The sequence below is a fragment of the Janthinobacterium sp. CG_23.4 genome (assembly GCF_029892305.1).
Classification (GTDB): Bacteria; Pseudomonadota; Gammaproteobacteria; order Burkholderiales; family Burkholderiaceae_D; genus Janthinobacterium; species Janthinobacterium lividum_D.
Window position 1 is genome coordinate 1,087,690 of the sequence record NZ_JARXUX010000001.1, and the last position, 24,040, is coordinate 1,111,729.

Here is a 24,040-nt window from a genome sequence, read left to right on the forward strand (position 1 = left end):
TTAGACTGACTTTCGGTTAGCGTGCGCGTACTTGGCTGATGGCCTTGCCCAAGTCGATCACGGACATGGCATAAAAGTAACTTCTATTGTACTGAGTTATAGCAAAGAAGTTATTGCTTGCCAAGTGGTACTCAGTTGCTTCTGAACCATTTTGCAGGTCAATCAAGCCGAACAGCATGTTGCGAGGCGTGGATGTCATGCTGCTCACGCCGGCCTCTTGCAGTTCTTCCAGCCGGTACTTCGCTTGCAAGCCTTGGCCGATGAACTTTTCCCACGCGTGGCTGGACGAGACGCTGACGCGGTACGTGCTGATGGCCGGGTCATCGCGCCGCCAGCCGTGTTCGACCAGGAAATGTGCCACGCTGCCGATGGCGTCGGCGGTAGAATTGCGCAGGTCGATATGGCTATCGCCATCGAAGTCCAGCGCGTATTTCATGATGCTGCTGGGCATGAACTGGGGCAGGCCGATAGCGCCCGCATACGAACCGAGCAGTGTCAATGGATCGATGCCATCCTTGCGCGCATACAGTAGCGCGTTTTCCAGCTCTCCCTTGAAAAACTCCATGCGCGCAGCGCGCGTGGGGCTTTCCGGGTAGGAAAACGCCAGCGTCGTCAGCGCATCGAGCACGCGGAAACGACCGGTGTTGCGTCCGTACACGGTTTCCACGCCGATGATGCCGACGATGATTTCGGCTGGCACGCCATACTCGCGCTCGGCGCGCGCCAGCGCTTCCGCGTTCTCTTCCCAGAATTTCACGCCCGCATCGATGCGCACGGGCTCGATGAAGCGCGCGCTGTACGCTTGCCAGTTCTTCGGCTTGCCCGGCGGCGCTGGCTTCATCAATTGCGCGGTCGACTCGACGTAGCGCACTTTGCCAATCAGGGTATCGAGTTCGGCGCGGTCAAAGCCATGCTTGGCGGACATCTCGTCGAGGAAGGCGCGTACTTCTTTCCAGTTGGCATAGTCGACAAACTCGCCTTCGAAGTCGAATTTTGCCGGTGTTTGCTTGGCCGTCGCCTTGCTGGGCGGCGCCTTGGCCGCGCGCATGGCACGGGCGCGGTCGGCGGCAGAGATATTGTTGTTTTCGCTAGCGTGTGCCGTTGCCAGGCACAGCGGGAGGGCGAGGAGCAGGCACAGGGCAGAGGTTTTGATCGGTAACAAGGAGCGTCTCATCGGCATTGGGTTGGCAGGCGGCGCAAGCTGCGCCGCACGCGGCATTATTTATCTGGGTTGGCATCACCATACTGCATCGTGGCATAGATTGCCAGAACCTGAGTGATGGTGGCGTGCGCCCCGGTTTTGCTGTCATCGAGGCCGGCCAGGGCGCAGCAGGGCGGGCGCTGCCGCAGCGCTGCTCGCACCCGGTTGGTGTGCACGGCGTGAGCAGCTCGCTGGTGTATTTTTAAAAGCGTAGTATTTTTATCACAGGAGCATGGATTATTTAATTTACAATCGCTTTGACCAGGTCAAACGGCGCCGACCGCGCGCCACGCGCCCGTGGTAGATTAGCATGACAGCAAAAGTGGCAAGGAAGGCATAGACCAGCCGGTGATTGTATGCGAGAACGCGCCAGGCAGGAATGCCTTGCAGCGATTCCGGCGCGCTTCCCGGCATGGATAGAGAGCAGAGACAGAGGTAACCAGTACAGCGCATGAGCACAGCCATTTATACCCATCCCGATTGTCAGCGCCACGAAATGGGCGACTGGCACCCTGAATCGCCGGCCCGCTTGCAGGCCATCAACGATCAATTGATACTCGCGCACATCAGCGACCTGGTCGAGCACCGCGACGGCGCGCGCGCGCAATTGTCCGATATCGAGCGCAATCATAGCGCCATGGCCATCGGTCTGGTGCGCGACAACGTGCCGTCCGAGGGCGATTACTATCCGCTCGACGGCGATACCTTGCTCAACGCACACAGCTACGACGCGGCGCTCGCTGCCGCTGGTTCGGCCGTGACTGCCACGGATGCCGTCATCGATGGCGAGATCAGCAACGCCTTTTGCGCGATCCGTCCGCCCGGCCACCATGCACGGCCCAGTGAACCCATGGGTTTCTGCCTGTTCAACAATGTCGCTATCGCTGCCAAGCATGCGCTCGACGTGCGCGGCCTGGAACGCGTCGCCATCGTCGACTTTGACGTGCACCACGGCAATGGCACGGCCGAATCCGTGGCGCACGATCCACGCATCCTGATGGTGAGTTTTTTCCAGCACCCTTTTTATCCCTACAGTGATGTCGAGTCCTACACGGATACGCGCGTCAACGTGCCGGTGCCGGCCCGCTCGAAGGGCGATGCGGTGCGTCAGTTGGTGCTCGACCACTGGCTGCCGGCGCTGCACCGGCAGCAGCCGCAGATGATTTTCATTTCCGCTGGTTTTGATGCCCACCGCGAAGACGACGTGGGTGGCATGGGCTTGGTGGAGGCCGACTATACTTGGCTGACGCAGCAGATGATGAGCGTGGCCGAGCAGTATGGCAAAGGCCGCATCGTCAGCTGCCTCGAAGGAGGCTATAACCTGTCGTCGCTGGGCCGTAGCGTGGCCGCGCATGTGAAGGCGCTGGCGGAGCTATAAGGCTCGGGCTATAAGGCTCGGGCTGTAATGCTTGCGCTGTCCTGCGTGGGCTGTCACTACAGCAAGCTGGGCAGGCTGCGCGAATGCGTGTGGCGGTGGGTCTGGTAGTCGAGTGCGTCGCCGGCCATGAAGCGGTGCCACGCTTGGGTGTAGACGAGCGATGATTTCTCCGCGTCGAAGCTGTCGAGCTGCAACATGTCGCGCTGGTGCTTGATTTCATTGACCAGCTGGTCATACAGCATTTGCAAGCCATAGCTGTCGGCGCTCTGGCGTTTCAGGCGCTCTTCGAGTTGCATCACTCGCTGCTGCCACTGCCGGCATTGTTTCTCCCACTGCTGCATGCTGCCATGGCGCGGCACGGCCTTGGCGGGGCGCGCGCTGGCACCGTCGCATTTCGTGTGCGTCGCTGGCGCCACGCCAGTGTGTTCCATTATCATCATATCGAGCTTTACCCAGCGCGTATTTCCCTGCACCTGGTGTCGCTAGCCTGGAAATAATTGCTTTTAATTTAAGAGGCGATATTAGAGCACACTTTTTTGTTGCTTGCAGTAAATATAAAGATCCTTGCGGAACTAATCGACTTGACTTCCCTGCTGCGTATCACTGGCGCAGCGGTGCTTTGATGGGCGCTGCGCGGGCGGCTCCAGTCATGTTGCCGTCGTCGGCGTACGTCATGGTCAGCAAGGTATTGTCGTCCCAGTTCAGGTCATGCAAGGGCGGCACATAGCGCTGGCGGTCTTGCGTGACGTGGATATCGAGCGTGCGCTCGCCCGAGCGCGCCTGTACCGCAAGCAGCTTGCGCAGTACGGGAAACGGCACCTGGATCAGCGACGAGTGGCACGGCCCGCCTGCCATGCGGAACAGGTTGCGCTGGACAAAAGACAGGCCATCTTGCTCGACGGCCCAGCGGATTTCGCACTCCAGGCGCAAGTCGCCCAGGCGGCGCACGTTCTGCGCCAGGCCCGGCGTGTGGATGTCGGGGCGCCAGCGCAGCGTGTCGCGTTTCTTGTTGCTGAGCAGGTCAGCATTCGCGTCGTAGGCAGTCTTGTCACGCGTCAAGGTGAAGCTGCCGTCCGCCGCCAGGGGCACGGGGATAGACAGCTTGTCGGCCGACAGGTGCAAGGTCACGCCATCGAGCCTGGCGTTCGGCGTGGCCGGGAACAGCATGAAGCGCAGCGGCGCGCCCGGCGCCAGACGCTGGTGGTCGGCATACGCGTCGAGTCCCTTGAGCATGGTGCGGTAGGGGCGCAGGTCGGGATCGCGCGTACCTTGCACCTCGACAAGTTGCTGCACTTCCTCGCCGGCCGTGTCGGCGGGCGCCGCCGCTTGTTCCTGGGCCATGGCCGGCAGCAGGCAGGCACAAAGGGCGGCGAGGACGGGGAAATGGGAGAGATGCATGGAATGCGTGCCAGGTTGAGCGTGCAATGGGGTAAACCGGCCAGGCTGGACGGACTGTGGATATTATCATTCAACTAACTGCTAAATTATCACCAATTGTCTCGTCCGCGTCGCATGGCCGGCGCTGGCGGCGGAAAATGGGACGTCGTGGCGGCAACCACGTAAAATAGCGGATTGATTGAACGAACTGAAGGCAAGAGCATGGCGATACAATGGTACCCAGGACACATGAACGCGGCCCGCAAGAAAGCGGCCGAGACCATGGAAAACACCGATCTGGTGATTGAAGTGGTGGATGCGCGCCTGCCAGCAGCCAGTTGCAATCCCATGGTGGACGAGTTGCGCCTGTTCCGCCAGCGCCCTTGCCTGAAGATCCTCAACAAGATCGACCTGGCCGATCCCGCCGCTACTGCCGCGTGGGTGGCCTATTTCAATGCCCAGGATGGCGTGACCGCGTATGCGATGACGACCAAGAAGCCGGGCGACGTGGCGCGCATTCCGGACCTGGCCAAATCGCTGGCGCCGCACCGCGGCGTGCCCACGAAGCCACTGCGCATCATGATCATGGGCATCCCCAACGTGGGCAAGTCGACGCTGATGAATGCGCTGCTGAAAAAGCGCGTGGCCAAGGTGGGCGACGAGCCGGCCGTGACCAAAATGCAGCAAAAGCTGTATCTGGACAAGAACACCATCCTCGTCGACACGCCCGGCATGCTGTGGCCGAAGATCGCCATCCCTAGCGACGGCCTGATGCTGGCGGCCAGCCACGCCATCGGCTCTAATGCGCTGATCGAAGAGGAAGTGGCCGTGTTCCTGGCCGAGGAATTGCTCAAGCGCTATCCGAACATGCTGGCAACCCGCTATGGCACCAAGGTTGGCGAAGTCGACGCCATCGGCGTGGTTGAAGGCATTGCCGCCAAGCGCGGTTTCCGCATCAAGGGCGGCGACTACGATTTCGAGAAAGCCTCGCATACCTTGCTGCTCGACTATCGCAGCGGCATCCTTGGGCGTATCTCGCTGGAAACGCCGGACACGCGTGCTGCCCTGCTGGCCCAGCACGCCGCCGAAATGGCGGAAAAAGCGGCGAAAGCGGCAGAGATAGCGGCCGAAAAGGCCAAGAATGCGGCGCGCGGCAAGCGCGGTACCTAAGGTGCCGCCCAAGTTACCGCTTCACTAAGGAAAACGCCGCGACATGGCTGTCGCGGCTTTTTTTTTAAGCGGCGGCGCCTTCTCCGAACCTGAAACTGCTCACCGCCAGCGCGCCAAAAAAATTCTCCTCGTGGTACACCACGTGCGCCGCTTCTTGCTCGGCCGCACCGAGCGCCACCATCAGGGGCAGCAGATGGTCTTCCTGTGGATGGGCCTGGCGCGCACCGGGCGCGCTTTCCCAGGCCAGCAGTTGTTCCAGCCTCTGTGCCGGCGGCAGGGCCATCGCCTGGCGCAGCCAGGTGTCGAACTGTTGCGAGGCGACGGCGCCGGCCTGTCCGAACTGGCGCAGATTATGGTAGGACAGGCCGCTGCCAATGATCAGCACGCCCTGGCTGCGCAAGCTCGCCAGCGCGCGGCCCACCTCGACGTGCGCCAGCGGATCGTAGTCGTGCTGCAGCGATAGCTGCACCAGCGGCATGTCCGCCAGTGGATAAATGGGGAACAGGGCGCTGAAGGTGCCGTGGTCGAAACCGCGCTCGTGGTCCAGGCGCGCCGGATGGCCGGCCTTGTCGAGCAACTGTTTTACCTGCGCCGCCAGTGCCGGTGCGCCGGGCGCCGGGTACTCGATTTGATAGGTGTGCGGCGGGAAGCCCGAATAATCGTAGATCATGCCCGGCTGCGGGCTGGCTGAGACGAGGAACTGCGGCCCTTCCCAGTGCGCCGTGACGACTAGGACCGCTTTCGGACGCCTACCGATCTGGCGCGCGATGTCTTGCAGTGATGCTTCGAGCACGGCGTAGCGGTCGCCGAACTGGTCTTTCATGAATGGCCACGGGCCGCCGCCGTGTGACACGAAGTAGATGGGGAATGTGTGTTCTTGCATGGCGGCTCCTGAGGGTGATGGCTGATGCTGTCGATGATAGTCATGCAAATTCAGTTGATCAAGATCGAAATTATTCAGATATCATTTCCATTTTGTTGATGATGCGGTGCTCATGGATACCTTGCGCAGCATGCGCGTATTTCGCGCCGTGGTGGAGCTGGACAGTTTCGTGCGCGCCAGCGAGCGCCTCGATCTGTCGCCGGCAATGGTCAGCAAGCATGTGATGCACCTGGAGCGCCATCTGGATGCGCGGCTGCTGAACCGCAGCAGCCGCCACCTGAGCCTGACGGAAATCGGCAAGGTGTATTTTGAACAGTGCCGCGACATGCTCGACACTCTCGACGAGGTGGAAGCGACCGTGGGCCGCACGACGGTGGTGCCGCGCGGCATGCTGCGTCTGAGCGCCCCCGTCTGGTTTGCCAACGCCATCTTTACACGCACCCTGGTAGCTTACCGCGAGCGCTACCCGGCAGTAACGTTTGACATCGACTTGAGCGGGCGCGTGGTCAACCTGGTGGAAGAGGGCTTCGATCTGGCCCTGCGCGTGAGCCAGGCACCATCGCCGACGCTGATCGCGCGGCCCATCGGCAGCATCGCCTTTCACCTGGTGGCGGCGCCCGCCTATCTGGCGCGCGCCGGGCATCCACAGTTGCCGCAAGACCTGGCGCAGCATGCCATGATCAGCTATTCCTTGTTATCAAACGGCAACGAATTAAGGTTTGACGGCCCACACGCAAGCGTGACGGTGAAGTTTGAGCCCGTGCTGCAATGTAATAACGAAAGCTTGCTGCACGCCGCTGCGCTCGATGGCATGGGCATCGCCCTGTTGCCATCGTGGCAAACGGAGGCGGACCTGGCGGCGGGGCGGCTGGTGCGCCTATTCGATGATTTCAAGTTGGCCGGCGGCAAGGTCTACGCCGTCTACACGAGCCGCCGCTATCTATCGTCGAAAGTGCGTACCTTCATCGACTTCTTGGCCGATGAAGCTCGCCTGGGGACGTAACGCTAACGCTAACTACGTGAGCGAGCGCTTGAGGCCGATCAGCGCGCACAAGCGTGCGCTGCGCGTCCGCGCCAGCACCAGCGCCGCCAGTTGCGTCGCCAGCAGCGGGACGCCGATTTTAATATATTAATAAAAATTCTAAATAATCAATAAGATAACGGTACTTGGAAACTACCGTTGGGCTGGTGCTTGCGGTACCGCGCGCCGTGCGTATAATGTTTTTCCTTTGCCATCCCTTCATCTCTCCATTGCGCTACCGTGCTGCGGCAGCGCAGCCAGCTTTCTATCATGATGCCAGCCCCGTCCGCCCTGACCATCGCCACGCGCATCTTGCTGCTGTGCGCTCTGGCCATGCCGGCGCGCGCGCAGGAGCTTGTGGCGCCAGCGGCGTCGCCGGGGGGCGGCGCGGCTGGCGTCACGCATGGCGACTTCTCCAGCGAACTGGGGCAGGGTGGCCAGCATAGCGTGCGCGGCGCTCTGTCGCGCGACCAGGACGGCATGTCGCTTGATGCGGCCATCGAAGGGCTGCGAAATGGCAATTACCGCGATGGCAGCGTGTTCCACCAGCGCAGCGTCAACCTTGGCGCGGAATGGAAGCTGCGCCAGGGCCGTTTCGGTTTCAGTGCCGATCAGCTGAACCAGGATACCCACTACCGCGCGCCCGAGGCGCCGTTCCTGGCCCTGCTGGCGGCCCGCCCGGAAGACCTGTATCGCTATGAAGTGCGGCGCGCCAGCGCCTTCGTGCAGCGTTATGTGGGTAATTTTGAGCTCGGCGTGGAACTGTCGCAGCGGGAAAAGTACGCCACGGCCTACTATGCGGGCGCGAACGGCAGCAGCGAATCGCGATACAGCAGCCGGCGTCGTCAACTCGCGCCCCGCATGCGCCATTACGGCAAGGTGGGCGGCGTGGGCACGGATACCGAAGTGGGCCTGGACCTGATGCAGTGGGAGCGGCGCTCGGGCCGCGATGGCGATGCGCAGCGCCGGCAGTATTCGCGCGCGCTGTTGCTGCGCGAAGAGCTCGCTTTCGGCGGCGCGTATGCGCCGCGCCTGCTGCTGGGCTTGCGCCATGAACAGTTCCAGCTCGATCCGGCCGACCTGCCCGCCGCTGGCAGCGATTGGGAAAACCAGAACGCCTGGGACTTGCAGGGCAGCTTGCAGCTGCACCCGCAATTGAGCGTGTACGCCAAGGCCGCATGCAGCTATCGCATCGATGATGATGGCTATACCAGCGCCGGCTACCGCCCGCTGGCGGGACAGCAGCGGCGTGAAACGGAAGTGGGCGCCACCTTCGGCGACGCGGCGCGCAGCGCTTCCGTGCGCGTTTTCAGCGAGCGTCTGAGCAACCAGATCGTCTTCGACCAGAGCCTGGGCCAGCTCGGTTTTGCTGGCAATCTCGACCCTTCGCGCCGCGACGGCATCGCCATCGAGACCAGCATGGCGCTGGCGCCCGACTGGCGCCTCGACGTGGAGGTGCGGCAAGTGCATGCGCGCTATGACGACTACGCCTACGACGGTCCCGATATCGCTCTGGTGCCCAAGACCCTGGCCAGCCTGCGTCTGTACTGGACGGGGCACGCTGGCGCCAGCTTTGATGCGGGCGTGCAGTGGCTGCGCGCCCTGCGCTATGGCCGCGATTTCGACAATAGCTGCCTGGCGCAAGTGCCCGCGTTTGCCAGTGTGGACGGGCGTTACGTGCGCAAGCTTGGTGCGTGGGAGCTGGAACTGGCCGGCAGCAACCTGGCCAACCGCCACCATTACGGTGCTGCGCCGGGCTGCCGCTCCAGCATTTATCTCAGGGATGCGCGCCAGCTGCGCGTCTCGGCGCGCTACCATTTCTGAGGCAGACGCGTAACGGCGCTTAAGAGTGGCTTAATCAGGCGCAAACGGAGCGCGTAAAGTGTTATTTTTCCACCGCAGCTTTATCGCCCAGTGCAAAAAGTGGTAATCTGCCACCGTTCACGACCACTTTATGATGAAGGATTAATATGCGTTTTCTGCGTTTCTTGCGTCCCCTGTTCGCCGCCGTCACCCTGGTAGCGGCCACCGGCGGCGCCATGGCGGCCGATACCGGCTTTACCACCCTGTCGACGCCAGTGCGCACCGACACGGGCAAGAAGGTGGAAGTGGTCGAGTACTTCATGTATTCCTGCCCGCATTGCTATGCGCTCGATCCGCTGATGCACGACTGGGTCAAGAAACAGGGGGACAAGATCGCCTTCCGCCGCATCCACCTGGCCTTCTCCGGCCTGAAAGACGCGCAGGCGAAGGCCTATGCCACCTTGGAGGCGATGGGCCAGCTGGAGCAGTTCCACGACAAGATCTTCCGCGCCATCCACGTCGAGCGCAATCGCCTGAACCGCGATGACGCCATCCTCGATCTGCTGGTGAAAAACGGCATCGACAAGGCCAAATACCTGGACATGTTCAACTCCTTCGGCGTGCAGACCAAACTGAAACGCAACGAGCAACTGATCGCCGCCAGCAAGATCGACAGCGCGCCGACCATCGTCATCGATGGCCGCTTCGTCACGTCGCCGGCGCAGCTGTCGCGTCCGGGCCAGTCCGAGCCGCAAACCCAGGCCGCGACCTTGAGCGTGATGGATGAACTGGTGGCGCGCACGCTGAAAGAGCGCGCTCCCGCGCCGGCGAAGAAGTAAGCGCGTAGCGCACCATGAAACAGCTGCCCTGGACTTTGTGCGCACTGGCCTTCGCCCTCCTGGCGTGGCTGGCGATCGCCATCGTCAACGTGGAAAACCAGCGCAATGCGCTGGCCGGCAAGGCTTGCGTGGACCCCACGTTCAAGAACGAGATCGATGCGAAATGCCTGGCGTCGGTGCAGTCGCGCGAGCACTGGTGGCAGCATCTGGGCTACGCCATGACGCATTTCAGGAATTGAATGCGTTGCACGAAGAACCCGCCGCGCGCGGGTTTTTTTTGTCCGCGCAGGATGAAACCAGACTAGCATGCCGGGGCAATGAAGGCACTGCTCTTGACGCCCGATAGCAGCCATGGCCATGCCGTCTGCGTCAACTATGCGTCCGAGTTGCTGGCTTGGACTCGCGTGCAGAATGGGGCGTGATGACGACGGTGCAAGTCGTGCCGGCCACCAGGGCCTGGTTCTTGTCTTGCTCGTCGATGTGGATGCGCACGGGCACGCGCTGCGCCAGGCGCACCCAGTTGAAGGTGGGATTGACGTCGGCCAGTAATTCGCGGCCCGTGGCAGCATCGCGGTCGGTGATGCCGCGCGCGATGCTTTCGATGTGGCCATGCAGAGTGGCGCCGCTCATCAGATTCATCTCCGCCTTGTCGTCCTGCGCCAGCATGCCTAGCTTGGTCTCTTCGAAGTAGCCGACGACATAATACGAGGCGCTGTCGATGACGGCCAGTTTGGCCGCGCCGACGGCGGCGAAATCGCCCTTGTGCACGTTCAGGTTGGTCACGTAGCCGCTGACGGGGGCGCGCACGGTGGTGCGATCCAGGTTCAATTGGGCCAATGCGCGCGCGGCCAGCGCCGCCTGCACTTGCGACGAGGCCGAACTGGCGGCAAAGGCCGCACTTTCGCGGCTTTCCGTCGAGATGATGCTGGCGTCGAGATTGGCGCGGCGCTGCGCCTCCTTGCCACGGCGGCCCTGTTCTGTCTTTTGCATGGCCAGCACGGCGTTGGCCTGCGCCAGCGCGCTGGCATAGCGTTCCTGGTCGACGACGAACAGGATGTCGCCCTTTTGCACTACCTGGTTGTCGCGCACCAGCACGTCGATGACGGTGCCGGCCACGTCGGCGCTGATGTTGACGATATCGGCCTTGATGCGCCCGTCGCGCGTCCATGGCGATTCCATGTAGCGGTTCCAGACGGTCTTGCCGGTCCAGAGGGCCGCAGCCAGCAGCAGCACGGTGATGGCATAGCGGGTCAGTTTGCTTACCATGTCGGTAGCCCTTCCTTGATTAGATTGAACATCATTGGTACAGCGATAAAGCCAGCGCGCCAAAGATGACGACGAAGATGCATAGCCGCGCCAGTGACGGGTGCCACACCATGCGGTACACGCCCAGCGATCCGAGGATGCGGTCGAGCAGGGTTTGCAGGCCGATGCTGAGGATGAACAGGGGTAGCAGGGTAGGAATCAGAATGCCGAACAGGGCAAATTCACGCGTCATGACGGTCTCCGGCGCCAGGCGCCATGTTGTCGAGTAATGAGGTGTAGATCGAATGCAGGTCGACCAAGGCCGTGTGCAGGCGCAGGTCTTGCTCCTGTTGGTGTTCGGCTGTGGCAGCGGCGTCGGCCGCCGTGTCCTTTTGCGCCGCACGCACCACGGCGCCTGCCTGCAAGGTGGCAGCCAGTGCCCCCTGCAGTTGCGCTTCGCCGCGCGTGTGCAGCCAGGCGGCGATGCTGTCCACGCAGCGTTGCAGCGCGTCGCGCGCGCGGCTGTTGGCGCAGGCGCTGGCGATCAGTTCGCGCAGATCGATCACCGAGTGGCCGATTTCCAGCAAGGTCAAAGCCTGGCGCACGATGGCGCGCGTGGCCTCGCCCGGCGCCGGCCCGGCCGCCGCATTGAGCTGGCTGAGCAGATCGCGCACGCGGTTGTCGAAGCGGTGTTTCACGCGGTGCGCAGGTGCCGTGCACGCCTGCAGCGCTTCGCGCCACAGGGCTGGACCGACATGGTCCTTGTGGCCCATGGTGTGCTCGGGCAGCAGCACGGCGAACACGAGGGCGGCCAGCATCAGGCCGACGATCAGCGCCATGCCCGTGTTCAGGAACGCCGCACCATCGATATGCATCAGGTTGCTCGGCGCCATCTGCGTGATGAAGGTCGACATGCCCAGGCCCACCCCCAGCTTGGCAGGATTGGTCATCAGGTACAGGCCCACGGCCAGGAAGGGCGCAAAACTGAGCACCAACATGGGGAAGCCGTCGCCATGCACCAGCACGCAATACACGCACACGAGCGACAGCGGCAGGGCGATCAGGAAGCCCGCCAGCACCTGGCGTATCATCATGATAGGGCGCGGCGAGGACGAGGCCAGAGCGCAGAACACGGCTGCCATCAGCATCGCCGTGCTGGCATACGGCCAGGCCAGGAAGTAGGCGCCCAGCGCCAGCAGAGCCAGGCTGATGCCGGCGCGCGCGCCACTGGCGATGACCAGCGCGGGCGGCGTCTTCGGCGCATACGCCTGAGGCGTGCTCAGGTTCAGCGGCGTATCGTGCGCCAGGCTGGAATACACTTCGTGAAAGCGGCTCATGTCGCGCGTGTAGCGTTCCAGCAGTTCGCACATCGTGTCGAAGTCGATACGCTGCGCATGCACGATGCCGGTCGCGTCGATGTCCGCGCGCGCCAGCGCCAGCGCCGCTCGCAAATGGCGCTGCATGGTGTCGAGCGAGCCTTGCGAGGGCGTTGCCTGCAGCGCTTCGGCGACGATGGCGTACAGCGGCGCGCAGGCTTGCAGCACCTGTGTCTCGCCGTCGCGCTGCAGGCGTTCGAACAGGCGGTGGAAGGTATAGAAAGTGGTCAGCGCCGTCATGAAGGTGGCGTTGAAGGCGTGCAGCTTGCGGTTTTGCGCGCGCGCGTGGCCCACGGCGCTGCTCACTTCGAACAGGGCGGCCGAGCGGCCCAGTTCCAGCGCCGCGACGTCGGCGGCAAACTGCAGGTGCGTCAATTCCACCTGCGCCGGCGTGAGCTTTTGCTGTAGTACGTCCTGGCAAAAGGTAAGCAATTTGCTGTAGCGCGCCTGCACCGAGCGCATCACTTGCGTGCCCTGGTGGCGCGGCAGCAGCACGCTCGAGACGACGGCCGAGCAGATGATGCCCAGGCCCACTTCGGCCACGCGCGTGACGGCCAGCGAAAATACCTGCAGCGGCTGCTCGATGGCGGGCAGGACGATCATGCAGGCGGTGTAGCCGGCCAGCACATACACATACGACTGGGCGTTGCGGTGCAGGGCCGAGCCGCTGGTGCACAGGCCCACCCACAGGGCCAGGCCGGCCAACAGCAGCACCGGCTGTTGCGGGAATAGGCCGATCAGAGTCAGCGCGGCCGTGCATCCGAGCACAGTGCCACACAGGCGGTAAAAGCTTTTTTCCAGCACCATGCCGCTGCTGGGCAAGGCCAGGATGATGGTGGTGGTCATGGCCGTGCTGGGCGAATCGAGTCCCAGCCGGTAGGCCAGCCACAGGGCGCAGAACGCGGCGACCAGGGTCTTGAGCACGTAGATCCAGCGTTCGCCTTCCGTCGTGTGCCAGTCTTGCAGCGCCAGCGCCAGCCAGCGGGCCGCCCGGCTCAGGGGGCCTGGCGTGAATGTTGTTGCTGTGGCTGGCGTCATCGATAGGCGATCAGTTCTGGTTGTTGAGATTGTTGAGGTTGCGCAACTGGCGCAGGTACAGCTTGTCGAGCACTTGCAGCTCTTCATCCGTGAAGCCTTGGTACAGGGCAGAGGTTTCCTGGTACACGTCGGGCAGTGCCGTTTCGATCAGGGCGCGGCCCTTGTCGGTCAGCGAAATCATCACCGAGCGGCGGTCGCCGGGGCGCGTGCCGCGGTGGATCAAGCCGCGCGTTTCCAGGTCGTTGCACACGCGCGTCAGATTGGCCGGCTTTTCATGGCAAGCCATGCCCAGGGTGCAGGCGTTCGAGGTTTCCTCGTCCGTGCCGTACAGCACGGCCAGCACCATGTAGCTGGCATCGACTAAGTCGTGCTTCTTTAACGCGGCATTGGTCAAGTCTCTCATGCCTTTTTGAATGTGGTACGTCATGCGCAACAGGCGCATCAGTTCCATGGGGAAACCTGGCATGCGCGTGCGGATGTTTTGCAGCCGCTTGGAGGTGGCGTCAAAAGCGGTCATGTCCTATTCCTTCATGTGTGAATAAAGTCCCGATTGTATCTTGTTGAGCCATGGCAATGCCAGGATTGCAAGTTTAGATTCCGCCCCCCAGTGCATTCATCAAGGAAACGTAGAGATCGAGCTCGCGCGCCCCATTTCGCGCCCGCTGCTGTTCTTCCGCCAGCAGCGCCACTTGCGCGTTGAGCATGTTAATGGCGTCGCTCATGCCCGCCTTGTAAGTCTTTTCCGCCATGTCGCGCGCACGCTGCGCCGTGCTCAGCGCCTGCAGCGTCAATTGCTGCTGTTTTTCCAGCGATTGCGCCTCGGTGACGGCATTCGCCACCTCTGACATGGCGTTGATGACGCTGGCGTTGTATTGCTCCACGGCAGCGTCGTAGATGGCTGTCTGGCTACCCAGTTGGGCGCGCAGGCGGGCGCCGGCAAAGATGGGCAGGCTTAGCGCAGGGCTGGCGCCGCGGATCTCCGAGCTGGTGTCAAGAAAGTGGCTGAAGCCGAAGGCTTGGAAGCCGGCAAAGGCTACCAGGTTGACGTTCGGGTAAAACTCGGCCTTGGCCGCATCGATGCGCTGCGCCGCCGCTTCCACGCGCCAGCGCTGGGCAGCGATATCGGGCCGGCGGCCGATCAGGTCGGCCGGCAGGGCGGCCGGGATGGCCAGTGGCTGGTCCAGGCGCAGCACGGGGCGCGTGAGCGCCGCACCGGCGCCCGGGCCCTTGCCCGTCAGGGCCGCCAGCTGGTTGCGCAGCAGGGCCAGCGACTCGGCCGATTGCTCCAGCTGGCGGCGTCCCGCCGGCAAGGTGGTTTCGATTTGCGCCACGTCAATATCGGTGCCGATGCCGGCCGCCTTGCGCTGGCGCGTGATGTCGAGGATGCGCGCGCGCTGCGCCAGGCTGCGTTCGATCACGTCCTGCAGCTGGAATGCATACGCGAGCTCGATGTAGGTGCGCAGCAACGCCGTTTCCAGGGCCAGACGGGCCATCTGCGATTCGGCCGAGGCCATCTGCACGTCGCCCAGGGCGGCGGACAGGGCGGCGCGGTTGCGGCCCCACAGGTCCAGGTCGTACGCGACGGTGACGCTGGCCTGGTTGCGCCAGGCGTAGTTGCCGGCCAGCGGCGCCGGGGTGCTGCCGTGCTGCGAATACAGCTCGCGGTTGAGGGAGACGGTCGCATCGGCTTGCGGACGGGTCTTGTCTTCAAACGCGCCTGCCAGCGCCTCGGCCTGGCGCACGCGCGCCTGGGCGCCGCGCAGGGTGGGGCTGTCCGCCAGCGCCTGCTCGATCAAACGGTTCAATTGGGGATCGTGCAAGTCTTGCCACCATTGCGTGCGTGGCCACTGTATGGCGGCAATGGCAGCGGCCTGCATGGCTTTGCTCGCTTGCAGCTTGTTGGCGTCGAGCATGGCTGATTGCGGCGCGATATGAGCCATGTCGGCGCAAGCGCTCAAGACAAGGATCAGGCTGGCGGCAAGCAAACGGCGGTGCAGGGACATGCAGGAACTCCGGGGTGGCTAAGTGTAGGGGGTGTTGCTGGCAGCATCACGGCTCGCTGCGGTGAGCGCCGGGAGTGGCCCGGCCGGGGCAGGCTCGAGTGCTGCGCCACAACTGAGTGCTTACTGACGCAACACGGATGCTGGCTGGTTTCTTATTTCACAACGTGCTTGGTCGTTTGCGCTACATCAAAGTCCGCTTCCGTTTGCGCGATCAGGCCAGCCTTGCGGGCGGCGTAGAACTCGGCCATGACTTGTTCGCGTGTCACTTTGCTGGCGGCGGCGACCGGCGTTTTCGGGTAGTCGACTTCGCTGCTGGCGATTTCGCCGGCATTGCGGGCGCGGATGTATTCGGCCGTGACCTGCTCGCGCGTGAGTTGCTCGCTGGCGGCTGGCGCGGCGCTTTGGGCGAAAGCCGAGGTAGCGGTGGTGATGGCAAACAATGCTGTGATGAGTGATTTGGCTTGCATGATGAAACTCCAATATGTGCATGATGGCTGGGTGCATGGGCCGGTTCGCCACGGACCGGTCGCTTCGGTGGCAAGGTGCTGGTGGGCGCCGTGCCGCCGATGAAGCAGTTTCTGGATGAGAAGATGCTTACTTAAGTTAACTATAGCAATGAATATTACATTTGTGAAGTAATTGATGAAAATAGTGCTGCGGTGCCGCATTTTCGCCGGGAAAAATGCCGTGCAGGCGTGCGCCGCTGGCCAGGTCAGGGGAGTAAGCTCATTTTTTATTAATGGGAGGCAGCCATGAGCAGCAGTTCACTCGATCCGGATAATTTGCCCGTCACCTCTGACCGCGTATTGGGCAGCGGCCATGGCAAGGGCGCGCTGGGGCCCAGCGACAGTTCCGACAGCGGCAGCGACATGCAGGGCGTGCCCGGCCAGGATGCGGAAGAACTCGACAGCGACAGCGATGCGGCCGGCACCGGCGAACGGGCCGGCGTGGAGTCGCATAACGCGGCGCCCGATGGCGGCGACATCGATGTCGATCATGTCGAGCGCCTGGCGCCCGTCACCCCGGCAGAGCAAGCCGAGGATGAAGCGCGCGCTGCTCCGGTGCCGCTGCCGGTGCCGCTGCCACGTCGCTGATGCCGGCGGTGGCGCATGGCCGCCACGAATTGCTGTTTCTGCTGCGCCATCAGCGTAAAATGCGGCCAAGGCGGTGCGCGCGCCGCCATGGCCAGTCGGCCGACACACGATAGGATGTCAGAGGATGCAAACGCAGATGTCGCAAGAGAAAGAAAAAGACTTGATGTTGATGTACCGCGAGACGCGGCCACGCGAGTTCTTTGGCGAAAAAAGTAACACGAATCACTTGGCCTGGAGTTTGCTGGTGGTGTTGCTGGCGCTGGTATTGTGGCTGGTCTTGGCCCTGGCAGCAGCAGAAAATCAGCGCTATGCGCTGGCTACGAACGCGTGCCAGGATCACGTGTTCCCTGCAGAAATCGACATGTCTTGCCTCAAGCAGGTCAAGTCGCGCGATCACTGGTGGCAGCATGTAGGACATGCGCTGTTACGCATGGGTGCCTGAGCCTAGCGCGATCCGGCTGAATTTGGTGGCGGCGAGGGCCGCTGCGGTGACAGGGCGCAGGAACTGCTGGCACTGCTGCCACTGCTGCCACTGCTGCCACTGCTGCCACGGCCCTTGTCGCCGCCGTATATGTCGTAGATGTCGTAGATGTCGTAGATGTCGTATATATCGTAGATGTCGTATATATCGTATATATTGTATATGTCGTACATGCTGTACATGCCCGACACGGCCCGCGATGGACCTTCCCAAAGGTGAATGTGGCCTTCCCGCGCCTGCACGTCGATGGCCGCCAAGTCCAAGGCTCTACACGCCAACTGCTGCAGCGCGGCCACGCTTTTGCGGATTTGCGCACCGTTGATGGCACCGGCCAGCGTCGAGGTGACGCGTGGATCGCGCAGTACTCAGGCCAGCGCCATCTGCGTTAGAGTCTGCCCCCGCTGCGCAGCGATCTGCTTCAGTGCGCGCACGCGGGCCAGGTTTTCCGCGCCCATCCTGCGGCACGCGCCTTACAATACATGATAGGCGATAGGCGATAGGCGCTGACGAATCTCACAAGGAGTGGGCATGGAAATCGAATTGAAATTGTTGCTGGCACCGCAAGACGCGCCGCGCCTGCGCGCGCACCCCCTGCTGGCGCAGTCTGCGCAAGGCGAGCCGCAGGTGCTGCAGATGCACGATATCTATGTCGATACGCCCGATTTGCAGCTGTGTCGCCACCAGGCGGGCTTGCGCGTGCGCCAGGTGGATGGGCGCTGGGTGCAAACCTTGAAGGCGGGCGGCCATGTCAGCGGCGGCTTGCACAGCCGCCATGAATGGGAAAGCGAGGTGGCGGGACCGCAACCGGACCTCGCCGCGCTCGACTTGCTCATCGGTCGCAAGCAGCCCATCCGCGCGCTGCTGCGCCAGGATGCCATCCGCGATGCCTTGCAGCCGGTGTTTACCACGCGCATCGAGCGCACCGTATGGCAGTTGCGCACGGCGCAGGGCGAGCAGATCGAGTGCGTGCTGGACCAGGGGGTGATTGAAAGCGGTGTGGCCGCTGGCGATGGTGCCCTACGTAGCGTGGCCGTCAGCGAGATCGAGCTGGAATTGAAGCAGGGGCAGGCCGCCAGCCTGTTCGGCGTGGCGCTGGCCCTGCTGCACGACGTGCCGCTGCAGCTGGGCCACATGAGCAAGGCGGAGCGCGGTTACCGCCTCGCAGCGCCACAGCCCCTGCGCGCCGTCAAGGCGCAAGCCCTGGCGCTGCATGCGGCGATGTCGGTGGAGCAGGTGTTCCTGGCTATCGCCAGCAATTGCCTGGAGCAGGTCAGCAGCAACCAGGATGGCGTGGCAGCGGGCGAGGACGTGGAAAGCGTGCACCAGATGCGCGTAGGTTTGCGCCGTTTGCGCTCGGCGCTCGGGATGTTCAAGTCCCTGCTGGCGCTGCCGCAGGTCTTGACGCGCGAACTCGACTGGTTGGGTGAGGTGCTCGGTGAGGCGCGCGACTGGGATGTACTCGCTGGCGTTACCCTGGCGCAGCTCGATGGCGAGGCAGCTGCGGACGCGGCTGTGCTGGTAGCGGCGGCGCAGGCGCAGGCACGCCTGAAGCACGTGCAAGCGGCCCAGGCCGTCACCTCGGCGCGCTATACGGCTTGCATGCTGGGCTTGCAGCGCTGGCTGCAGGCGCGGGCCTGGCGCGACAGTTGTTCAGTGCGTCAAGTGGTGCGTCTCGACGCGCATAGCTGCCCATTTGTCCGCGCTACCGTGCGCAAGGATCAGCGCCGACTGTTAAAGCGGGGAAAAGACTTGCCGCAGTTGGCGCCGCCGGCGCATCACCGGGTGCGCATCGCGGCCAAGAAAGCGCGCTACGCCACTGAATTTTTTGCATCCTTGTATGACGCCGGGCAAGTCAGGCGCTACGTGAAGCGACTGTCCGCCTTGCAGGACGAACTGGGCTGGCGCAACGATAGCGCTGTGGCGGACGCCTTGCTACGCGCGCTGGCCGAAATGCAGCCTGATCTGCTATCGCAGGCGGCCTATGTGCGCGGCTTCTTGGCGGCGCAATTGCAGGGCGGTGCAGGCAAGGCGCTGGCGCGGCCATGGCGACGCTACGCGCACGCCCCTTTGCCGTCGAAGGACAAGGCCTGACAAGCTTGTCCAGCCGTCCTGCCGTCGAGCCTGTCGCCATCGTGAGATATCTGTTCCGCTGACACTTTGCAAGAGTGCAGACGGCGTCGATCGTCGTCGCATGGCGCAGCATGCGAGCGGCGCTGCACAAATTTTTCCAGGTCCGTGAGCGTCAAGGGGCGGCTGAAGAAGTATCCCTGGTAGGCGCGACAACCGTAACGCGCCAGGAAATCACGCTGTGCCAGCGTCTCGACGCCCTCCGCGATGACAGCGATGTTCAGGCTGTGCGCCAGGGCGATGATGGTTTTGGCGATCGATGCATCGCTAGGGTCATGCGTCACGTCGCGGACAAAGGACTTGTCTATCTTTAACTGGTCCAGCGGCAAGCGCTTGAGATAGGCCAGGGAAGAATAGCCCGTGCCAAAATCGTCGAGTGAAAAACCGACGCCGTGCGCTTTGATTGCGGACATCTTGGCGATCACGCCACCGACGTCGGACACCAGCAGGCTCTCGGTCAGTTCAAGCTTGAGAAGACGAGGGTTGGCACCGCTGCTGGCCAGGGCGCACAGTACCTGATCGACAAAATTGTCCTGGTTGAACTGGCGCACGCTGACATTGACCGCGATGCTCAGATAGCGCATGTCCGGGTGTCCGGCCCAGGCGACCAATTGTGCGCAGGCCGTTTCAAGCACCCATTGTCCCAGCGGCAGGATCACGCCGATTTCTTCGGCCAGCGCAATGAAGTCGCTGGGCGGCACCAGCGCGCGCAGCGGGTGTTGCCAGCGTACCAGCGCTTCGACGCCGGTAACGTCCCCACGGTGGTCGATTTGCGGCTGGTAATGGAGTATCAACTGCCGGCATGGAATAGCGTCGCGCAAGTCCGTTTCCAGCGCGGCCCGTTCCAGCATGGCCACCTCCATGGCGGGATCGAAGAAGCGCAAGGCATTGCGTCCCACCGCCTTGGACTTGTACATGGCCAGGTCTGCCTGCTTGAGCAGATCGTCGATACTGGTCAGATTGCCCATGAAGAGCGTGGCGCCGATACTCGATGTGCTGCGGTGGCTAAGCTGCTTGAGCCAGTAAGTCTGGCTCAGTTCTTGCAGTATCTTGTTGCCGATGATATCGACCTGGGCTGCCGCCTGTTCCGCATTCACATGCAGGTCCGTCAGCATGACGACGAACTCATCGCCGCCCAGGCGCGCTACGGTGTCGCCAGCGCGCACGCAGCCGACCAGGCGCCGCGCGACTTGATTGAGCAATAGGTCGCCCATGCCGTGCCCAAGCGTGTCGTTGAGTGTCTTGAAATTGTCCAGATCGATGAATAGGACGGCGCCATGCTTGCCGCTGCGCATGCTCGATGTCTTCGCCTGCTTCAGGCGGTCCCGCAGCAAGATGCGGTTGGGCAGATTGGTGAGTTGATCGAAGAAGGCCAGTTGCTGTATTTGCTTCTCTGTCTTCTTGCGCTCGGCGCGCCGAAAGCGGTGCCGTTTTTGTATCAGCAGCAGCCCGAGCGTGCTGAAAACGGCGACCAAACCGAACAGGATGCTTTGCGCATACAAGCTCTGGCGCCACGGCGCGAACAAAATCTCGGTGTCGCGGCTCACGGCGATGCGCAGCGTCGTCCCGAAGATGGACGCGCTCGACGGCACGTCGCGCTCGGCGACCATGCGATGCTGCTCGGCGCTGCGCGCCAGGCCGGGCATCCGGGCGTCGGTCTGGCGCGAAGAAGCCAGGTACATCTGGCCGTCTTCGCGTGAAATCGAGCTATGCACATCGTGCGCATAACGAATCGAATCGAGCAGGTCGGAAAAATAGGCGGGCGCCAGGCTGACCATGACGATGCCGCCAAAACGGCCCTGAAACCCGCTGATGCGCCGGCACAGGCTGATCGCGCCGGGAACGGCGGTGTCGCCAGGCGGTGCGCTCACGTGCAGCAATTGCGGATCGGCGAGTCGCATGGCTTTTTGGAAGCAATCGTTTTGCCGGAAGCTTTCGGCCGCCATGTCGGCGTCGCTGCCCGCGACCACCTGCCCGTCAGGACCGATGACCAGGATGGGGCGGATGCCGATCAGCGTATCGTTGATCACTTTGAGCCAGTGGTTGGCCCGCCGCAGGTGATCGCCTTGCGCCTGCCAAGTGGCCAGTTCGTCGATGATGCTGTCGATCACCCGCTTGCTCAACTTTAATTGCGGCGTTAAATTCTTTTCCACGATTTCCGCCTGCATCGCCAGCCGCTCGTGTTCCTGGCGATTAATCCGGTGATATTCCTCGTACTGGGTAAATGCAATGAAGCCGGCCAATGCCGACAACAGCATGGCGTGGATCAGCCATTGCTGGAGAAAGTGTTCATTTTTAATCTGCTGCGGTGCGGACATGGAAGGTATGCGAGGTTCTGGCGCGGCAACCCGTTGCCACTGGCTTGCTTCGATCCAGATGGCCAAATGCTTTTGTTGCGAATGAGAAAGTGTAGCGGGGCATGCGTAAGCAAAATGTAAATTGCTTAGTCGGGCATGTAAATGTTTCGTAAATTCTGCACAGATAAAAAAGGAAGTTATTACCTTTCGGTAAAAACTTCCTTTGGGAAAATATGACAATTTTCAAGTCATATTTTCATGTCAACATGTCGTTGACGTTGACAAGAGAGACGCGCTTAGGCGAAGTTCTTGGCAACGAATTCCCAGTTGACCAGGCCCCAGAACGTTTCCACGTACTTGGCGCGCAGGTTGCGGTAATCGATGTAGTAGGCGTGTTCCCATACGTCGCAGGTCAGCAGTGGCTTGTCGCCGGTGGTCAGAGGGCAGCCGGCGTTCGAGGTGTTGACGATGTCGACGGAGCCGTCGGCTTTTTGTACCAGCCAGGTCCAGCCCGAACCGAAGTTGCCTATGCACGACTTGGTGAATTCTTCCTTGAACTTGTCGAACGACGACCATTTGGCGTTGATCGCGTCAGCCACGGCACCGGTAGGCGCGCCGCCGCCGGCCGGCTTCATGCCGTTCCAGTAGAAGGTGTGGTTCCATACTTGTGCTGCATTGTTGAAGATGCCGCCCGACGATTTCTTGATGATCTCTTCCAGCGACAGGTTCTCGAACTCGGTACCCTTGATCAGGTTATTCAAGTTGGTGACATACGCCTGGTGATGCTTGGCATAGTGGTATTCCAGGGTTTCTTTCGAAATATGCGGCGCCAGAGCGTCCATTTCATACGGCAGTGGTGGCAGAGTATGTTCCATGTGATGTCCCTTTATGGTGAGTATTCGGAGTCTTCCGGCCTGGGCCGGAGGGTTGAGCCTTGCGTGCTTGAACCAAGCATTCTTGCTGAACGAGCCACTATTGTAAAGCGGATGCGCCATTGCTGCAGATTCCGGCACGCGTGGCGGATGCTGTCGGCGTAGTGATTCTCGTTTAGCTTAAGTTGCGAGGAAATGGTCGCTGCCGCAAGCCTCAGCGGACGCTGGCGCACGGATAGCCTGCGTCTTTCAAGCCTTCTTCGACGCCATGCAGGCTTGCGTTGAAGAAGGGGCTGGACCTATCGTGCACCATGCATCGTGCACTGTGAGGCGTGCACCACCATGCCGATGCTCATCGGGTGCTCTGTGTTACGTTAGCGTCGCCTGTACGCTGGCGATGCCGATCTGCGCGCTGCCTTCGGCCAGGCGCACATTGACGTTCTGGCGTGCCTGTAGCTGTGCCGGCGAGCGCACGATGGCGCCCTTTTCATCGCGCACGATAGCGTAGCCGCGCTCCAGGGTGCGCTGGGGATTCAATAGTTCCAGCTGCGCCGTCAGGCCGTCGAGGTGGTGGCGCCGCTGGCCTAGTTGCTGCGCCATGGCCGCGCCGCTGCGGCGCTGCATTTCCACCAGGCGCACGCGCGGCGCCGTGACGTCGGGCCGCAAGGCGACCCAGCGCGAACGCAAGCGCTCGAGCGCGAACTGCGACTGCCTCACGGGCGCGCGCGCCGCATGCGTCATGGCCGTCGACAGGGCCAGCAACTGCAAGCGCTGTTGCTGCAACTGCGCTTTCGGGTTGAGCAGGCGACGGCTGTGGCGGTCCAGCGTTTGCGCTGCATCGTCGAGGCTGCGGCGCATGGCGCGGCGCAAGTCTGCCGCATCGGCGCGCAGCGATGCCAGCCAGTCGGCGCGCGGCGTGGCTGCCAGTTCGGCCGCCGCCGTCGGCGTGGCCGCGCGCAGGTCGGCCGCGAAGTCGGCGATGGTGAAATCGGTCTCGTGACCCACGCCGCTGATGACGGGCATGGAACAATCGGCGATCGCGTAGGCCACGGCTTCATCGTTGAACGACCATAAGTCTTCGATGCTGCCGCCGCCACGGCATACCAGCAGCACGTCGCACTCGGCCCTTGTCGATGCCGTGCGGATGGCTTGCGCGATTTTTTCCGGCGCTTGCTGGCCCTGTACGGGCGTAGGGTACACAATGATATTGATGTGCGGTGCACGGCGCTTGAGCGCGATCAGCACGTCGCGCAGGGCCGCCGCTTGCGCGCTGGTGACGATGCCGATGCTGCGCGCAAACATCGGAATGGGGCGCTTGCGTTCCTGCTCGAACAGGCCCTGTGCGGCCAGTTTTTCCTTCAGGCGCTGAAATGCTTCATACAGGGCGCCCACGCCGGCGCGGCGGATGGCTTCCACGTTGATCTGGTAATCGCCGCGCGCGCCATACAGGGTGACGAGGGCGCGCACTTCGACTTTGTCGCCTTCGCGCGGCGTGAAGCCGGCGTACTGGGCGCGGCCGCGGAACATCACGGCGCGCACCTGGGCGCCATCGTCTTTCAAGGTGAAATACCAGTGGCCCGAGGCGGCGCGCGTGAAGTTGGAAATCTCGCCGGCGATCCAGGTCAGGGGGAACGAGCGCTCGAGCAGGCGCGCGACGGCCTGGTTCAGGGCGCTGACGGTCAGCACGGGCGGGGCGGCAAAGCCGCTGTCAGTCGGGGTGTCGGTCATCATGAAGTGGGAGAGGGAAGGGAACTGTCCACATATTATCGGCGAGGTCATGCTTATGTCATATATCGCGCAAAACAACAAGTTCTATTTCTAAGTATTTGATTTTA

23 protein-coding genes are annotated in these 24,040 nt (G+C 62.4%); 9 read left to right on the top strand and 14 right to left on the bottom strand.

Annotated elements, in window-relative coordinates:
- Nucleotides 1-16: 16 nt before the first annotated feature.
- Entirely contained in the window at nt 17-1,048 is a 1,032-nt protein-coding gene (gene mltB / locus H4V96_RS04815) for a lytic murein transglycosylase B (RefSeq protein ID WP_261980943.1), read from the bottom strand.
- Nucleotides 1,049-1,652: 604 nt separating this feature from the next.
- On the opposite strand from mltB, the gene H4V96_RS04820 reads away from it, so the two are divergent.
- Nucleotides 1,653-2,579, top strand: a complete 927-nt coding sequence (locus tag H4V96_RS04820; protein WP_196855287.1) for a histone deacetylase family protein — start codon at nt 1,653-1,655, stop codon at nt 2,577-2,579.
- Nucleotides 2,580-2,635: 56 nt separating this feature from the next.
- Here H4V96_RS04820 and H4V96_RS04825 read toward each other — a convergent pair whose 3' ends face one another.
- Entirely contained in the window at nt 2,636-3,010 is a 375-nt protein-coding gene (locus H4V96_RS04825) for a hypothetical protein (protein ID WP_010395735.1), read from the bottom strand.
- A 169-nt stretch (nt 3,011-3,179) separates the two neighbouring features.
- A complete protein-coding gene (locus H4V96_RS04830) occupies nt 3,180-3,977 on the bottom strand; it encodes a hypothetical protein (RefSeq protein ID WP_196855286.1) in 798 nt (265 codons plus the stop codon).
- 201 nt (nt 3,978-4,178) lie between these two features.
- Between H4V96_RS04830 and ylqF the strand changes: the two genes are divergently transcribed.
- Entirely contained in the window at nt 4,179-5,126 is a 948-nt protein-coding gene (gene ylqF / locus H4V96_RS04835) for a ribosome biogenesis GTPase YlqF (protein WP_196855285.1), read from the top strand.
- 64 nt (nt 5,127-5,190) lie between these two features.
- Here the strand turns inward: ylqF and H4V96_RS04840 are convergent, their stop codons facing one another.
- Nucleotides 5,191-6,009, bottom strand: a complete 819-nt coding sequence (locus H4V96_RS04840; protein ID WP_196855284.1) for a class III extradiol ring-cleavage dioxygenase — start codon at nt 6,007-6,009, stop codon at nt 5,191-5,193.
- Between the two features lie 112 nt (nt 6,010-6,121).
- Between H4V96_RS04840 and H4V96_RS04845 the strand changes: the two genes are divergently transcribed.
- The 4 genes from H4V96_RS04845 to H4V96_RS04860 all read left to right on the top strand — a co-directional run bounded on the left by H4V96_RS04845 (nt 6,122) and on the right by H4V96_RS04860 (nt 9,911).
- Complete coding sequence (locus H4V96_RS04845; protein WP_010395746.1) at nt 6,122-7,012, top strand: LysR family transcriptional regulator; 891 nt, start codon at nt 6,122-6,124, stop codon at nt 7,010-7,012.
- A 288-nt stretch (nt 7,013-7,300) separates the two neighbouring features.
- Nucleotides 7,301-8,854, top strand: coding sequence for a TonB-dependent receptor (locus tag H4V96_RS04850; RefSeq protein WP_196855283.1), 1,554 nt, complete (start codon nt 7,301-7,303; stop codon nt 8,852-8,854).
- A gap of 146 nt (nt 8,855-9,000) precedes the next feature.
- Nucleotides 9,001-9,672: a DsbA family protein gene (locus H4V96_RS04855; protein WP_010395750.1), complete on the top strand. Its 672-nt coding sequence runs from the start codon at nt 9,001-9,003 to the stop codon at nt 9,670-9,672.
- A gap of 14 nt (nt 9,673-9,686) precedes the next feature.
- The gene (locus H4V96_RS04860) at nt 9,687-9,911 is read left to right on the top strand and encodes a hypothetical protein (RefSeq protein WP_010395752.1); all 225 of its coding nucleotides are present in this window, start codon (nt 9,687-9,689) and stop codon (nt 9,909-9,911) included.
- A gap of 130 nt (nt 9,912-10,041) precedes the next feature.
- Here the strand turns inward: H4V96_RS04860 and H4V96_RS04865 are convergent, their stop codons facing one another.
- From H4V96_RS04865 to H4V96_RS04890, 6 genes are all read right to left on the bottom strand, one after another.
- Nucleotides 10,042-10,938 carry an efflux RND transporter periplasmic adaptor subunit gene (locus H4V96_RS04865; protein ID WP_196855282.1) on the bottom strand — a complete coding sequence of 299 codons (897 nt, stop codon included), beginning with the start codon at nt 10,936-10,938 and terminating at the stop codon, nt 10,042-10,044.
- A 31-nt stretch (nt 10,939-10,969) separates the two neighbouring features.
- The gene (locus tag H4V96_RS04870; protein ID WP_010395756.1) at nt 10,970-11,170 is read right to left on the bottom strand and encodes a DUF1656 domain-containing protein; all 201 of its coding nucleotides are present in this window, start codon (nt 11,168-11,170) and stop codon (nt 10,970-10,972) included.
- Nucleotides 11,160-13,331, bottom strand: a complete 2,172-nt coding sequence (locus tag H4V96_RS04875) for an FUSC family protein (protein ID WP_280720732.1) — start codon at nt 13,329-13,331, stop codon at nt 11,160-11,162. Before H4V96_RS04875 ends, H4V96_RS04870 begins: the two co-directional genes overlap by 11 nt.
- A gap of 10 nt (nt 13,332-13,341) precedes the next feature.
- On the bottom strand, nt 13,342-13,848 hold the full coding sequence (locus tag H4V96_RS04880) for a MarR family transcriptional regulator (RefSeq protein WP_070345605.1): 507 nt from the start codon (nt 13,846-13,848) through the stop codon (nt 13,342-13,344).
- 73 nt (nt 13,849-13,921) lie between these two features.
- A complete protein-coding gene (locus H4V96_RS04885) occupies nt 13,922-15,334 on the bottom strand; it encodes an efflux transporter outer membrane subunit (protein ID WP_196855281.1) in 1,413 nt (470 codons plus the stop codon).
- A gap of 152 nt (nt 15,335-15,486) precedes the next feature.
- On the bottom strand, nt 15,487-15,801 hold the full coding sequence (locus tag H4V96_RS04890; RefSeq protein WP_010395767.1) for a DUF4148 domain-containing protein: 315 nt from the start codon (nt 15,799-15,801) through the stop codon (nt 15,487-15,489).
- A 285-nt stretch (nt 15,802-16,086) separates the two neighbouring features.
- Here H4V96_RS04890 and H4V96_RS04895 point away from each other — a divergent pair, with 285 nt between their 5' ends.
- Together H4V96_RS04895 and H4V96_RS04900 are read left to right on the top strand one after the other, a co-directional pair.
- Nucleotides 16,087-16,428, top strand: coding sequence for a hypothetical protein (locus H4V96_RS04895; RefSeq protein WP_196855280.1), 342 nt, complete (start codon nt 16,087-16,089; stop codon nt 16,426-16,428).
- 136 nt (nt 16,429-16,564) lie between these two features.
- On the top strand, nt 16,565-16,870 hold the full coding sequence (locus H4V96_RS04900) for a hypothetical protein (protein WP_261980737.1): 306 nt from the start codon (nt 16,565-16,567) through the stop codon (nt 16,868-16,870).
- A 2-nt stretch (nt 16,871-16,872) separates the two neighbouring features.
- Here H4V96_RS04900 and H4V96_RS22470 read toward each other — a convergent pair whose 3' ends face one another.
- Nucleotides 16,873-17,166, bottom strand: coding sequence for a hypothetical protein (locus H4V96_RS22470; protein ID WP_348533191.1), 294 nt, complete (start codon nt 17,164-17,166; stop codon nt 16,873-16,875).
- Nucleotides 17,167-17,437: 271 nt separating this feature from the next.
- Between H4V96_RS22470 and H4V96_RS04910 the strand changes: the two genes are divergently transcribed.
- Nucleotides 17,438-19,000, top strand: coding sequence for a CYTH and CHAD domain-containing protein (locus tag H4V96_RS04910; RefSeq protein ID WP_196855278.1), 1,563 nt, complete (start codon nt 17,438-17,440; stop codon nt 18,998-19,000).
- On the opposite strand, the gene H4V96_RS04915 is transcribed toward H4V96_RS04910, so the two are convergent.
- From H4V96_RS04915 to xseA, 3 genes are all read right to left on the bottom strand, one after another.
- On the bottom strand, nt 18,961-21,354 hold the full coding sequence (locus tag H4V96_RS04915; protein WP_196855277.1) for an EAL domain-containing protein: 2,394 nt from the start codon (nt 21,352-21,354) through the stop codon (nt 18,961-18,963). The two genes, H4V96_RS04910 and H4V96_RS04915, sit on opposite strands and share 40 nt — an antisense overlap.
- Nucleotides 21,355-21,629: 275 nt before the next feature.
- Nucleotides 21,630-22,208 carry a superoxide dismutase [Fe] gene (gene sodB / locus H4V96_RS04920; RefSeq protein ID WP_010395778.1) on the bottom strand — a complete coding sequence of 193 codons (579 nt, stop codon included), beginning with the start codon at nt 22,206-22,208 and terminating at the stop codon, nt 21,630-21,632.
- A 366-nt stretch (nt 22,209-22,574) separates the two neighbouring features.
- Entirely contained in the window at nt 22,575-23,936 is a 1,362-nt protein-coding gene (xseA, locus tag H4V96_RS04925) for an exodeoxyribonuclease VII large subunit (RefSeq protein WP_196855377.1), read from the bottom strand.
- Nucleotides 23,937-24,040 lie beyond the last annotated feature (104 nt).